At 71.6% G+C, this 12,153-nt stretch carries 13 protein-coding genes and 1 pseudogene; 4 read left to right on the forward strand and 10 right to left on the reverse strand.

The genetic code is table 11. The features are described from left to right. Positions 1-2: 2 nt before the first annotated feature. From IEY79_RS22105 to argC, 4 genes are read right to left on the reverse strand one after another with little or no spacing between them, the layout of a single operon-like run. A complete protein-coding gene (locus IEY79_RS22105) occupies positions 3-1,217 on the reverse strand; it encodes an acetylornithine transaminase (RefSeq protein ID WP_189109293.1) in 1,215 nt (404 codons plus the stop codon). Then, positions 1,214-2,152, reverse strand: coding sequence for an acetylglutamate kinase (gene argB, locus IEY79_RS22110; protein ID WP_189109294.1), 939 nt, complete (start codon positions 2,150-2,152; stop codon positions 1,214-1,216). The genes IEY79_RS22105 and argB overlap by 4 nt, the downstream gene beginning before the upstream one ends. Beyond that, positions 2,149-3,318, reverse strand: coding sequence for a bifunctional glutamate N-acetyltransferase/amino-acid acetyltransferase ArgJ (argJ, locus tag IEY79_RS22115; RefSeq protein ID WP_189109295.1), 1,170 nt, complete (start codon positions 3,316-3,318; stop codon positions 2,149-2,151). Before argJ ends, argB begins: the two co-directional genes overlap by 4 nt. A 60-nt stretch (positions 3,319-3,378) precedes the next feature. Then, a complete protein-coding gene (gene argC, locus IEY79_RS22120; RefSeq protein ID WP_189109296.1) occupies positions 3,379-4,407 on the reverse strand; it encodes an N-acetyl-gamma-glutamyl-phosphate reductase in 1,029 nt (342 codons plus the stop codon). 140 nt (positions 4,408-4,547) lie between these two features. Between argC and IEY79_RS22125 the strand changes: the two genes are divergently transcribed. After that, complete coding sequence (locus IEY79_RS22125) at positions 4,548-5,126, forward strand: TetR/AcrR family transcriptional regulator (protein ID WP_189109297.1); 579 nt, start codon at positions 4,548-4,550, stop codon at positions 5,124-5,126. Between the two features lie 22 nt (positions 5,127-5,148). Here the strand turns inward: IEY79_RS22125 and IEY79_RS22130 are convergent, their stop codons facing one another. Further along, positions 5,149-5,571 carry an ester cyclase gene (locus IEY79_RS22130; RefSeq protein ID WP_189109298.1) on the reverse strand — a complete coding sequence of 141 codons (423 nt, stop codon included), beginning with the start codon at positions 5,569-5,571 and terminating at the stop codon, positions 5,149-5,151. A 382-nt stretch (positions 5,572-5,953) separates the two neighbouring features. Between IEY79_RS22130 and IEY79_RS22135 the strand changes: the two are divergent. Next, positions 5,954-6,274: pseudogene (locus tag IEY79_RS22135) on the forward strand (Rossmann-fold NAD(P)-binding domain-containing protein); the annotation flags it as partial. Here the strand turns inward: IEY79_RS22135 and IEY79_RS22140 are convergent. Together IEY79_RS22140 and IEY79_RS37450 are read right to left on the reverse strand one after the other, a co-directional pair. Further along, complete coding sequence (locus IEY79_RS22140; RefSeq protein ID WP_229701021.1) at positions 6,241-7,272, reverse strand: GlxA family transcriptional regulator; 1,032 nt, start codon at positions 7,270-7,272, stop codon at positions 6,241-6,243. The pseudogene IEY79_RS22135 and the gene IEY79_RS22140 overlap by 34 nt on opposite strands. Beyond that, a complete protein-coding gene (locus tag IEY79_RS37450) occupies positions 7,260-7,907 on the reverse strand; it encodes an HD domain-containing protein (protein ID WP_229701025.1) in 648 nt (215 codons plus the stop codon). The genes IEY79_RS22140 and IEY79_RS37450 overlap by 13 nt, the downstream gene beginning before the upstream one ends. A 184-nt stretch (positions 7,908-8,091) precedes the next feature. Here IEY79_RS37450 and IEY79_RS22145 point away from each other — a divergent pair, with 184 nt between their 5' ends. Then, complete coding sequence (locus IEY79_RS22145; protein ID WP_229701022.1) at positions 8,092-8,598, forward strand: hypothetical protein; 507 nt, start codon at positions 8,092-8,094, stop codon at positions 8,596-8,598. A gap of 50 nt (positions 8,599-8,648) precedes the next feature. On the opposite strand, the gene IEY79_RS22150 is transcribed toward IEY79_RS22145, so the two are convergent. The 3 genes from IEY79_RS22150 to IEY79_RS22160 form a co-directional block, all read right to left on the reverse strand. Then, positions 8,649-9,224, reverse strand: coding sequence for a histidine phosphatase family protein (locus tag IEY79_RS22150; RefSeq protein ID WP_189109300.1), 576 nt, complete (start codon positions 9,222-9,224; stop codon positions 8,649-8,651). 31 nt (positions 9,225-9,255) lie between these two features. Continuing rightward, complete coding sequence (locus IEY79_RS22155) at positions 9,256-9,699, reverse strand: GNAT family N-acetyltransferase (RefSeq protein WP_189109301.1); 444 nt, start codon at positions 9,697-9,699, stop codon at positions 9,256-9,258. Positions 9,700-9,762: 63 nt separating this feature from the next. Further along, positions 9,763-11,199 (reverse strand): aminotransferase-like domain-containing protein, encoded by a 1,437-nt coding sequence (locus IEY79_RS22160; protein WP_189109302.1) that lies wholly within the window; start codon positions 11,197-11,199, stop codon positions 9,763-9,765. On the opposite strand from IEY79_RS22160, the gene IEY79_RS22165 reads away from it, so the two are divergent. Further along, a complete protein-coding gene (locus IEY79_RS22165) occupies positions 11,198-12,094 on the forward strand; it encodes a DMT family transporter (protein WP_189109303.1) in 897 nt (298 codons plus the stop codon). The genes IEY79_RS22160 and IEY79_RS22165 overlap by 2 nt on opposite strands. Positions 12,095-12,153: the final 59 nt, after the last annotated feature.

Consider the following 12,153-nt stretch of genomic DNA (forward strand, 5'->3'; position numbering starts at 1 on the left):
TCTCATTCCCCGGATCGTCCGGCCCCGTTGGTCCCGTGGGTGGTGTCGAGGATGCCGGGCAGAGCCCGGAGGAACGTTTCCACCTCGTCGTCGCCGATGATCAGCGGTGGCATCAGCCGTACGACATCGGGAGCTGGCGCGTTCACCAGAAGACCGGCATCCTGAGCCGCCTGCTGTACCTGTGGCGCGAGCGGCTCGGTGAGCACGATACCCAGCAGCAGCCCCGCGCCACGGACATGCGAGACCAGCGGGTGGCCGAGCGCCTCGATTCCGTCCCGCAGCTTCTCCCCCAGCCGCTTCACCGTGTCGAGTGCCCCGTCGGCGCCGAGCGTGTCCAGTACGGCGAGCCCGGCGGCGCAGGCGACGGGGTTGCCGCCGAAGGTCGTACCGTGCTGACCGGGCTTGAGCAGATCCGCCGCCGGGCCGAACGCGAGCGTCGCGCCGAGCGGCAGGCCGCCGCCGAGACCCTTGGCGAGCGTGACGACATCGGGCTCGACACTCTGATGTGCCTGGTACTCGAACCAGTGCCCGGTCCGCCCTACACCCGTCTGGACCTCGTCGAGCACCAGCAGCGTGCCCGTGGCGCGGGTGATCTCCCGGGCCGCTTCGAGATAGCCCCGGGGCGGGACGACCACACCGTTCTCCCCCTGGATCGGCTCGATGATCAGCAGCGCGGTCTCCTCGGTGACGGCCGCCCTGAGCGCGTCGGCGTCTCCGTACGGGACATGCGTGACGTCGCCGGGCAACGGCAGGAAGGGCTCCCGTTTCGGCGGCTGCCCGGTGAGGGCGAGCGCGCCCATCGTGCGGCCGTGGAAGCCGCCGTCGGTGGCGACCATGTGGCGGCGGCCGGTGAGCCGGCCGATCTTGAACGCGGCTTCGTTCGCCTCGGCGCCGGAGTTGCAGAAGTAGACGCGGCCGGGGCGGTCGGCGAGGTCGACGAGCCGTTCGGCGAGGGCGACGGGCGGGGCGGCGATGTACAGGTTCGACACATGGCCGAGGGAGGAGATCTGCCGGGTGACCGCGTCGACGACGGCCGGATGGGCGTGGCCGAGGGCGTTCACGGCGATGCCGCCGACGAAGTCGGTGTAGGCGTTGCCGTCGGCGTCCCAGACGGTGGCGCCGGCGCCGCGCACGAGGGAGAGCCTCGGGGTGCCGTAGTTGTCGGCCATCACGTGCTGCCAGCGGCGCGTGAGTTCCTGGTTTCCGTCGTCGGTCATGACGCTCCCCCTACCGTGGTCTCCGTTGTCGCTGCGGTCACGCGCTCCCGGCCGTCGGGGACGACCATGGTGCCGATGCCCTCGTCGGTGAAGATCTCCAGCAGGATCGAGTGCTGTACGCGGCCGTCGAGCACGCGGGCGGTGTTGACCCCGTTGCGTACGGCGAACAGACAGCCCTCCATCTTCGGCACCATGCCGCTGGACAGCTCGGGCAGCAGCTTCTCCAGCTCGGTCGCCGTGAGCCTGCTGATCACGTCGTCGTTGTTCGGCCAGTCCTCGTACAGACCCTCGACGTCGGTGAGGACCATCAGCGTCTCGGCGCCGAGGGCGGCGGCGAGCGCGGCGGCAGCGGTGTCGGCGTTGACGTTGTAGACGTGTCCGTCGTCGGCGCTGCGCGCGATGGAGGAGATGACCGGGATACGGCCGTCGGCGAGCAGCGCCTCGATGGCGCCCGGGTCGATCTCGGTGATCTCGCCGACCCGGCCGATGTCGACCAGCTCGCCGTCGATACGGGGCCGGTGCCGGGTCGCCGAGATGGTGTGCGCGTCCTCGCCGGTCATCCCGACGGCGAGCGGGCCGTGCTGGTTGAGCAGCCCGACGAGCTCGCGCTGGACCTGGCCGGCGAGCACCATCCGTACGACGTCCATCGCCTCGGGCGTGGTGACCCGCAGCCCGGCCTTGAACTCGCTGACCAGCCCGTGCCGGTCGAGCTGTGCGCTGATCTGGGGGCCGCCGCCGTGCACGACGACGGGCTTGAGACCGGCCTGGCGCAGGAAGACGACGTCCTGGGCGAAGGCGGCCTTGAGGTCTTCGTCGACCATGGCGTTGCCGCCGAACTTGATGACGACGGTCTTGCCGTGGTGCCTGGTCAGCCAGGGCAGCGCCTCGATGAGGATCTGCGCCTTGGGCAGCGCGGTGTGCTTGCGGGCGGTCATGAGCTGTACGCGCTGTTCTCGTGGACGTAGTCGGCGGTGAGGTCGTTGGTCCAGATGACGGCCGACTCGTTGCCGGCGGCGAGGTCGGCGGTGATCCGCACCTCCCGGAAGCGCATGTCGACGAGGTCGCGGTCCTCGCCGACGGAGCCGTCCTTGCAGACCCAGACGTCGTTGATGGCGACGCCCAGCCGGTCGGGTTCGAAGGCGGCGGAGGTCGTGCCGATCGCGGACAACACCCGGCCCCAGTTGGGGTCCTCGCCGTGCAGGGCGCACTTGAGGAGGTTGTTACGGGCGACGGAGCGGCCCACCTCGACGGCGTCGTCCTCGGTCGCGGCGTTGATCACCTCGATGCGGATGTCCTTGCTGGCGCCTTCCGCGTCGCCGATGAGCTGACGGCCGAGGTCGTCGCAGACCGTGCGGACGGCCTCCGCGAACTCCTCGTAGCCGGGCGTCACCCGGGCGGCGCCGGAGGCGAGCAGCAGGACCGTGTCGTTGGTGGACATGCAGCCGTCGGAGTCGACCCGGTCGAAGGTGGTACGGGTGGCGGCGCGCAGGGCCGAGTCGAGGGCGGGGCTGTCGACGTCGGCGTCGGTGGTGAGCACGACGAGCATGGTGGCGAGGCCGGGGGCGAGCATGCCGGCGCCCTTGGCCATACCGCCGACGGTCCAGCCGTCGCCGCCCGCGACGGCCGTCTTGTGCACGCTGTCCGTGGTCTTGATGGCGATGGCGGCCTTCTCGCCGCCGTGCGGGGAGAGTTCGGCCGCCGCCTTCCCGATGCCCGGCAGGAGCTTGTCCATCGGGAGGTTGATACCGATGAGCCCGGTGGAGGCGACGGCGATCTCGCCGGAGCTGTGGGCGCCGGGATCGGCCTCGTTCAGCACCTCGGCGACCTTCTCGGCGGTGGCGTGGGTGTCCTGGAAGCCCTTGGGGCCCGTACAGGCGTTGGCTCCACCGGAGTTGAGGACGACGGCGGAGATCCGGCCGCCCTTGACGACCTGCTCCGACCAGAGGACGGGGGCGGCCTTGACGCGGTTGGAGGTGAAGACGCCCGCGGCGGCCCGGCGCGGCCCGGTGTTGACCACGAGGGCCAGATCCGGGGCGCCGCTGTCCTTGATCCCGGCGGTGATGCCCGCCGCCGTGAATCCGCCTGCTGCCGTGACGCTCACTGCATCTCCTTCTTCGGCCGGGTGATGGTGTGTTTCATGGGGTGACGTGCGGAGCCGGGCTCACGGCGCGACGCCGGTCGCCGGGAGCCCGGTCTCCTCGGGCAGTCCGAGGGCGATGTTCATGCTCTGGATCGCGCCGCCGGCCGTGCCCTTGGTGAGGTTGTCGATGGCGCTGATCGCGATGAGGCGCCGGGCGTTCTCGTCGAGGACGACCTGGACCTGTACGGCGTTGGAGCCGTACACGGACGCGGTCGCCGGCCACTGGCCCTCGGGCAGGAGCTGGACGAACCGCTCGTCGGCGAATGCCTTCTCGTACGCGCCGCGTATGTCGTCCGCGGTGACGTCCGGCCGGGCTTTCGCGGAGCAGGTGGCGAGGATGCCTCGCGGCATGGGGGCGAGGGTGGGGGTGAAGGAGACACCGACACGCTCCCCCGCCACGGCGCTGAGGTTCTGGATCATCTCGGGGGTGTGCCGGTGGCCGCCGCCGACGCCGTACGGGCTCATCGAGCCCATGACCTCGGAGCCGAGCAGATGCGGCTTGACGGACTTGCCCGCGCCGGAGGTACCGGAGGCGGCGGTGATGACGGCCTCGGGCTCGACGAGGCCCGCGCCGTACGCGGGGTAGAGCGCGAGCGAGACGGCCGTCGGATAGCAACCAGGCACCGCGACGCGCTTGGACCCCTCCAACGCGGCGCGGCTGCCCGGCAGTTCGGGGAGGCCGTAGGGCCAGGTACCGGCATGGGCGGAGCCGTAGAACGTCTCCCAGTCGGCGGCGTCCTTCAGCCGGAAGTCGGCGCCCATGTCGATGACGAGCACCTCGTCGCCGAGCTGCTGGGCGACGGCGCCGGACTGCCCGTGCGGCAACGCGAGAAAGACGACGTCGTGCCCGGCGAGCACGTCGGCCGTGGTGGGCTCCAGGATCCGCTCGGCCAGCGGCCCGAGGTGGGGCTGGAGCGTTCCGAGGCGCTGACCGGCGTTAGAGTTCCCGGTGAGCGCGCCGATCTCGACGCCGGGGTGTCCCAGGAGCAGCCGGAGCACTTCCCCTCCGGCATATCCACTGGCCCCTGCCACCGCTGCGCGTACCGCCATCGAAGCCTCCTCGTCGATGGCATGACTATACGTACCTACGCAGCTTTATGCAATGGTCGAGCTCGGCGCCCTCACACCCGTCCTGACGCGGAGCCTTCGCAAGGCGATGGGACTCTTGTCCCGTCACGTAGGATGCGGCCATGGGCCGATGGGAACCAGGCGCGCGCGAGCGCCTCGTCGTGGCCGCCGTCGATCTCTTCGGCGAGCAGGGGTACGACGCCACGACCGTCGCACAGATCGCCGAGCGCGCCGGGGTCACCAAGAGCACCTTCTTCCGGCACTTCCCCGACAAGCGCGAGCTGCTGGTGGCCGGTCAGGAGACGCTGAGCCGGCTGCTGGCCGAGGGGATCGCCGAGGCGCCCGGCGACGCCGCCCCGCTCCAGGCGGTCGCCGCGGGGCTCGAACGCGCCTCCAGCACGATGGGCCCCATGAACCGCGAGCTCGCCCCTCGGCTGAAGGCGGCCGTCGCCGCCAGCGCCGAACTCCAGGAGCGCGACGCCCTCAAGAGCGTCGGCCTCGCGGCCGCGATGACATCCGCTCTGGTGGCCCGCGGCGTACCGGATCCGATCGCGGCTCTCGCGGGCGAGCTGGGCGTCCTCGCCTTCAAACGGGGGTACGCCGAATGGTCGGAGGGCGATCGTGGTGCGGAGGACGAACTCGCCGGGTACGTCCTGACGGCCCTGAACGAGCTGCGGGCGGCGAGCGCGTCGCTGGGGTGAGGGTGACGGGACGGAACCGCGCTCATCCCGACTCGGGCGAGATCTGCCGCATCAGGCTCATCATGTCCGGGGCGACCCACTCCTCGGCGATCTTGTCGCCTTCCATGCGGTAGATCTCGATGCTGCGGTAGCTCACGGGCCGCCGCGTCGCCTCGATCCCCTGGAAGGTGCCCTGGTGAGTGCCCTCGAAGTGGACGCGGACCGTCACCTTGTCGTCGACGCCGAACATGTCCTCGACCTGGATCCGCAGATCGGGGAAGGCCTCGAACATCGTCTGTGCGCCCAGCTTCCAGATCTCCCGCCCGTGCAACGGGTCGGGCAGCCCGGGGAGGTTGGCGATGAAGTTCTCCGTCACCAGCTCCGCGCACGCGTCGAGGTCGCCGCTCTGGAGCGTTCGGTAGGCGGTGTGCATCAAGGCCAGGTTCTTCTCAGGGGTCGTGGTCATCGCTCTCCTCCTCGGGGTTGGTTCCAGTAGAAACCCTGCCGTCGCGACAAGGTCAACAGCGGCTGCCGAAGGGCCCCGGCGGGAGGTCGAAGGCCGGTCCGGCCCGGCTACGCGTCCTGCGCCGGTGCGCGGCGTCCGGGCACCTGTGGCTGCGGCGCAGCGCCGCCGTCTGTCCGGAGCTGCCGGGGGACTGCGTCGAACGGCTCGCGGACGACGAGGACTTCGCCGTGCGGCTGCTGCTCGCCGAGCACCACCCGGCCCGCGCCCTGGCCGTACGGGATCCGGAGGCGACGCCCGAACTGGTGGACCGGCTGGGTCGGGACCCGGAAGCGATGGTGCGGGAGGCGGCCGCCCGGGACGCTCGACTCCGGGTGCGCACCGCCCCGGTGGTGTCAACCTCAGCAGCGGTCTGGGCTCGATGGCCCGGATCACCGAGCCGGGCACGCCGTCGGCCGCGTACCCGGGTGTGGCCTATCCGGCGTCCAAGACGGCGGTCAACGTGATCACGGTCCAGTACGCGAAGGCCTTCCCGAACATGCGGATCAACGCGGTGGAGCCCGGCTACACGGCGACGGACCTCAACGGGAACACCGGTACGCAGACCGTCGAGGAAGGCGCGGAGATCATCGTACGGATGGCTCAGTGGGCCCGGACGGCCCGACGGGGCGGCTACTTCGACGTGACGGGTCCGCTGCCCTGGTAGAGACCCACGACCGTGGTGCGCGCGGCGTCGTCCTTCGCGGGCGTCGTCGTGCGGAACCGCGCCCGGTAGGCGGTCGGCGCGATGCCCAGCGTCTGCTGGAAGACCCGCCGCATCGTCTCGGACGAGCCGAACCCGGCCGCCCCGGCCACCGTCTCCACGGAATCGTCGCCCGATTCGAGGAGGACCCGCGCGGCCTCCAGCCGTACGGATTCCAGGTACTGGCCGGGCGTCGCGCCCGTCTCGCCGCGGAAGAGCCTGCTGAGGTGGCGGGCGCTGATGCCGACGGTCTCCGCCAGGGACTCCGGACTGTGCGGGGCGGCGGGGTCGGCGCCGACGGCGTCCATCGCGCGCCGTACCGCGGGGTGCTTCGCCCCGCGCGGCGCCAGGCGCGCGCTGAACTGCGACTGGCCCCCGGGACGTGCCATGAAGACCACCAGTTCGCGGGCGACGTCGCGCGCCACCCCGGCGCCGTGGTCGTCCTCGACCAGGGAGAGCGCGAGGTCGATTCCGGCGGTGACTCCGGCGGAGGTGATGATGTCGCCGTCCCGTACGAACACCGGGTCCGGCTCGACGCGCACCCGTGGGTACGCGCCGGCGAGCTGCGCGGCCAGCCTCCAGTGCGTCGCGGCGCGCCGCCCGTCCAGCGCGCCCGTCTCCGCCAGGACGAACGCGCCGGCGCACACCGAGGCGGTCCGGCGTGAGCGCCGGACCAGCTCCTCGACGAGGGAGATGAGCGGCCGGTCGGTGACCGCCCGCCGCCAGTCGCTGCGGCCGGGCACCACGAGGGTGCCCGGCCGGCCGGGCAGCGACGCGGGTCCGCCGTCGACGCCGATGCGTACGCCCGCCGACGTCCGCACGTCGGCCCCGTCCGGGGAGACGATCCGTACGTCGTAGTCGGCGCCGAACATGTTGGCCGTGGTGAACACCTCGGCCGGGCCGGTGACGTCGAGGAGCTGCACCCCGTCGAACGCCACCACGGCCACGGTCACTCGGGCCACGGCGAGTCCAGGATCGTACGCACGAAGTCGCCGCGTTCGAAGCCGGGCACGTAGTGGGCGAGCACGTCGGCCTTGACGTTGCCGAAGGTGGTCTCCGGCTTGTGCCGCACGCCGTCGGTGAACGCGCCGAGGATGCGCTGCTTGAAGCCGGGACGCGGGTGCAGCGCGACGACGGCGGCCCGGTCGTCCTCGCCGATGTCGTGGTAGCCGATGCCGAGGACGTCGTACTCGACACCCGCGGTCACCAGCGCCACCTCCGGCTCCATGAACTCGGGCACGCCCGGCGTCGTGTGCAGGGCGATCGCGGTCCATACGCGCCTGACGCTGTCCTCGGGCACCTGGTTCGCCCGGAGGAAGCGGCGTGCCTCGTCGGCGCTGTCGACCTCGAAGCGCCGCCCGCTGCCGTGGAAGGACTCGCCGAGGCCCAGGTCGTGGAACATGGCCCCGATGTAGAGGAGTTCGGGGTCGAAGCTGAGATCGCGGTTGCGCCCCTGGAGGCTGCCGAAGAAGTAGACGCGGCGCGAGTGGTCGTAGATCAGTTCGCTCACGGTGTCGCGTACGAGCTCGGTCGCCGCCCGTGCGAGCTTCGTGTCCGGTACGGTCACGCCCGCCGGTACGGAGGGGTCGTCGGCCATCGTCATCACCTGGTCCTTCTGCTCGCGGGTCCTTGCTGGGGCCGGTATTCCCGGCCCACTTCTCCAGTCTCCTGAGCCGGTGGCCGGTGTGCCATGACCACAGAGCCGTATGGCCCACAGATACGGACATGGTGCGCGCCGCCGTATTCTGTGGCCGGAGCAGGGGACGGGGGCGGGAGCGAGCGTGGGGAACAGCTTTCGCGGCGGCGGCGACGCACGCCTGCGCATGTCGAACGGCGGCACGGCCGTTTTCGTCGACGTGCTCATGCTGGCCGTCTCCGATCTGGCCGAGGAGCCCTGGGACTACCGGTTCGCGGCTCTGCTGGCGCTCCAGGACCAGAACGTCGTGGGCGGGGGGTGCGTCGGCTTCGATCTGCCGGACATCGACTGGGGCGCGACACCGGCCCAGTGCGCCCACGCGAAGGACTTCGTGCTGCGGACCACCGATCTGGCGCTGGCCCGGCACCGCTGGGAGGAGCTGGACTACGAGGCCCCGTACGCCCAGCGCGATCTGCGGCGGTTCAGGGAGATGGTCGAGAATTACGAGCCGGCCCCGGCGGCGGGGCGCACGCCCCACCCTCGCTTCCCGCGCCCGGACGAAGCGGCGATGGCGTCCTGCGTCCGCCATCGGATCCTGAGCGCGCTGCCGCACTGGGAAGGCTGTGTCCGCTGCTCGGCGCAGTGGGACTGAGATGGCCGCCTTCGGCCGGATGGACCTGGAGGGCGTACGCGGCGCACCCGTCAGGCGCGGGCGTCCAGGCGCAGGCTCCAGCGGCCGGGGGTGCCCATGAGGGTGATCGTGGAGAGCGGGCGGACGTCCACGTTCCAGAAGCTGGGTGCGGGGGCGTGCAGGGCGTAGACGAGTGCCGCCCTGATGACCGCCGGTTCGGCGACGGCGACGATGGCGCCGATGTCGTCGGCGGGGCGCGTGTCCAGCCAGCCGCCTATGCGGGAGATGAACGCCAGCAGCGGTTCGCCCCCGTGCGGGGCCGAGCGCGGGTCGGCGAGCCAGGCGTCCACCGCCGCGGGTTCACGCGCGGCGACGTCCGCGAAGGTGCAGCCGCGCCAGCGGCCCATGTCGCAGTCCCGCAGGGCCGGCTGGACCAGGGGCGCGTAGCCGAGGGCTTCCCCGGTGGCGCGGCTGCGCGCGGTGGGCGAGCAGTAGCGCAGCTCGGCGGCGGCCAGCGGCACGAGCGAGTGGGCGACGAGCTGCACCTCGTGCCATCCGGCCTGGTCGAGGGGGCGGTCGTCGTCGAAACGTTCGGCAAGTGGGGCTGAGCTGCGCGCGGCGGCGACCAACGTGACCCGAACACTCATGCCGGGATCGTGATCCCGAAAACGGCAGAGGTCAAGAGGGAGCCTGAAGGTCCAGACTCATCCACATCAGGGGGTTTTCGAGCGACTTGAACCCCACCTTCTCGTAGACGCCGTGGGCGTCCTCCGTGGCCAGCATCACGCGCCGCAGTCCCAGCGGGGCGAGGTGGTCGCGTACGGCGGTGACGAGTTCGGTGCCGAGTCCCCTGCCGCGGGCGACGGGGGCGACGTACACGTCGCAGAGCCAGGCGAAGGTGGCGTGGTCGGTGACGACGCGGGCGTACGCGATCTGTTCACCCGAAGCGGTGTCGTAGACACCGAAGTTGAGCGATCCGGCGATGGCCCCGTCCTGGGTGTGGCGGCTGCGGCCGAGCGCCCAGTACGCGTCCGTCGACAGCCAGCGGTGGATCCGGTCCGCGTCGAGACGTGCGGGGTCGGTCGAGATCTCGTACGCGGCGGAGGTCGTCGTCTCACTCATGGCGGAAGGCTGCCAGGTGGTGGGCCCGTTGTCAGTGGCGGATGCCACGATCAAGGCATGTGGTCAGCTCAGCACCTCGTCGCAGGCGGTACGCAGCCGCCGTATGCCGTCGGCGATCTCCTGCGGTCCGGCGACGGCCGCGAAGGCCAGCCGGAGATGGGCCGCGGAGGGTTCGGCGCAGAAATAGGGACGGCCGGCGGTGACGGAGACGCCCGCGCGCAGCGCCGCGGAGACCAGGGCCTGTTCGTCGGTGCCGTCGGGCAGGCGCAGCCACAGGTGATAGCCGCCGGGCGGGATGTGCGGGAGGGCCAGTTCCGGCAGGTGCTGGAGGAGGCCGGCGGTCATGGCGTTCCTGCGGTTCTTCAACTCCCTTGCGAGAAACCGCAGATGGCGGTTCCAGGCGGGTGAGCCGACCAGTTCGAGAGCGGCCTCCTGAAGGGGACGGGCGACGAAGAAGCAGTCGACGACATGGATGGACCTGAGCCGTTCGAGCACCGGGCCCCGGGCGGCGAGTACCCCGACCCGGAGGCTGGGCGAGGTCGGTTTGGTGAGCGAGCAGACGTGGACGACGACTCCGTCCTGGTCGTCGGCGGCGAGGGGGCGGGGCAGCGGGCCGGCGTCCTCGTGGATGAGGCGGCGCAGGAAGTCGTCCTCCACGACGAAGGCGCCGGCCTCGCGGGCGATGCGCAGGATCTCGGGCCTGCGTGCCTCGGAGAGGACCGCTCCGGTGGGGTTCTGGATGAGGGGCTGGCAGACGAAGACCCGTGCGCCGGTGGCCCGGAAGGCGGCGGCGAGGAGTTCGGGGCGTACGCCGTCGGAGTCCACGGGTACGGGGACGGGCCGCAGCCCGGAGGCCCGCGCGATGGCGAGCATGCCGGGATAGGTGGGTGATTCGACGAGGACGGGGGCGCCGGGCGGGGCGAGCGCGCGCAGGGCGGTGGTCAGGGCGCTCTGGCCGCCGGAGGTGACGAGTACGTCCGCGGCCGTCCAGGTGTCGCCGATGTCGCGGGCGAACCATTCGCGGAGTTCGGGGAGTCCGTCGATGGGCGGGCGGCTCCAGGCGCCAGGGCGTCTGCCGGCGCGGGCCAGGGCGGCGGCCATGGCCTGTTCGGGCTGGAGGGAGGAGTGCAGATAGCCGCCGCTGAACTCGATCACTCCGGGCGGGGGCACGGCGAGGGTGGTCAGTACGGCTGAGGAGTCGACGCTGCGGGGGACGAGTTCGGTGGCGGCGTCGGCGCTGAGCGCGACCTCCTGCCAGGAGGTGTCCCCCGACTGCGGTGTCCCGGGCCGGGCGGGCGCCCGGAAGGCACCGGCTCCGGGGCGGGTGACGACCAGGCCCTCGGCGGAGAGCTGGGCGAGCGCGCGGGAGACGGTCACCGGGGAGACCCGGTGACGCTCCACCAGTTCCCTGCTGGACGGCAGCTTTCCACCTGGTGAGTAGCGGTCGAGCTCGTCTCGTAGAGATTTCGCCAACTCAGCCACGCTGCTACGCTCTTGCATGACAGCACAGGATAGCGCTACTCGTACGGCCCCGGTAGCGGTTACCGGCGGCACCCTCCTCGCGGTGGCGGGGGTCCTCTCCTTCTCGCTCACCTTCCCCGCGACCGTCTGGGGGCTGGAGAGCTTCGGCCCCTGGTCCCTGGTCGCGATACGCAACGTGCTGGCCGCGCTGATGGCGGGCGGCTTCCTGCTGGCGGTGCGCGTGCCCGTCCCGGAGCGGCGGCACTGGGGCGCGCTGGCCGTGGTGGCCTCGGGTGTGGTGCTGGGCTTCCCGATGCTGACGACGCTGGCCCTCCAGACCTCCACCACGGCACACGCCGCTGTCGTCGTGGGACTGCTGCCGCTGAGCACCGCCGCGTTCTCGGCGCTGCGTACCGGCAGGCGCCCGTCGCGCACGTTCTGGGGCGCGGCCGTCGCGGGGGCGGGCGTGGTGATCGCCTTCACCCTCCAGCAGAGCGGCGGGGCCGTCTCGACCGGTGATCTGTATCTGTTCGGCGCGCTGCTGGTGTGCGCGGCCGGCTATACGGAGGGCGGCAGGCTGGCGCGGCTGATGCCGGGCTGGCATGTGATCGGCTGGGCGCTGGTCGCGTGCCTGCCGCTGAATCTGGTGGTCTCGGCCGTCGCCCTGTCCTTCGAGCCGCTACGGCTGACCGCTCAGGGGATGACCGGCCTGGTGTGGGTGGCGGCGGGGTCGACCTTCTTCGGCCTCTACGTCTGGTACCGGGGCATGGCCACGATCGGGGTCGAGAAGGCCAGCCAGCTCCAGCTCGCCCAGCCGCTGCTGACCCTGGTCTGGTCGGTGCTGCTGCTCGGGGAGAAGCCGGCGACGGCCGCCCCGCCGGCGGCCGTCGCCGTACTGCTCTGCATCGCGGTCACCCAGCGCGCCCGCGCCTAGCTTGTTCTTTAACCTCCGGCCGTCCCGTACCGACGCAGGTTGATCTCGGTTCAGACTTG

This window comes from Streptomyces camponoticapitis (genome assembly GCF_014646115.1).
Lineage (GTDB): Bacteria > Actinomycetota > Actinomycetes > Streptomycetales > Streptomycetaceae > Streptomyces > Streptomyces camponoticapitis.

Coding starts and splice junctions, on each gene's coding strand:
- argB (WP_189109294.1), bottom strand. CDS start 2,152: ATGACCGCCCGCAAGCACACCGCGCTGCCCAAGGCGCAGATCCTCATC.
- IEY79_RS22150 (WP_189109300.1), bottom strand. CDS start 9,224: ATGAGTGTTCGGGTCACGTTGGTCGCCGCCGCGCGCAGCTCAGCCCCA.
- argC (WP_189109296.1), bottom strand. CDS start 4,407: ATGGCGGTACGCGCAGCGGTGGCAGGGGCCAGTGGATATGCCGGAGGG.
- IEY79_RS22125 (WP_189109297.1), top strand. CDS start 4,548: ATGGGCCGATGGGAACCAGGCGCGCGCGAGCGCCTCGTCGTGGCCGCC.
- IEY79_RS22155 (WP_189109301.1), bottom strand. CDS start 9,699: ATGAGTGAGACGACGACCTCCGCCGCGTACGAGATCTCGACCGACCCC.
- IEY79_RS22160 (WP_189109302.1), bottom strand. CDS start 11,199: ATGCAAGAGCGTAGCAGCGTGGCTGAGTTGGCGAAATCTCTACGAGAC.
- IEY79_RS22105 (WP_189109293.1), bottom strand. CDS start 1,217: ATGACCGACGACGGAAACCAGGAACTCACGCGCCGCTGGCAGCACGTG.
- IEY79_RS37450 (WP_229701025.1), bottom strand. CDS start 7,907: ATGGCCGACGACCCCTCCGTACCGGCGGGCGTGACCGTACCGGACACG.
- IEY79_RS22130 (WP_189109298.1), bottom strand. CDS start 5,571: ATGACCACGACCCCTGAGAAGAACCTGGCCTTGATGCACACCGCCTAC.
- IEY79_RS22165 (WP_189109303.1), top strand. CDS start 11,198: ATGACAGCACAGGATAGCGCTACTCGTACGGCCCCGGTAGCGGTTACC.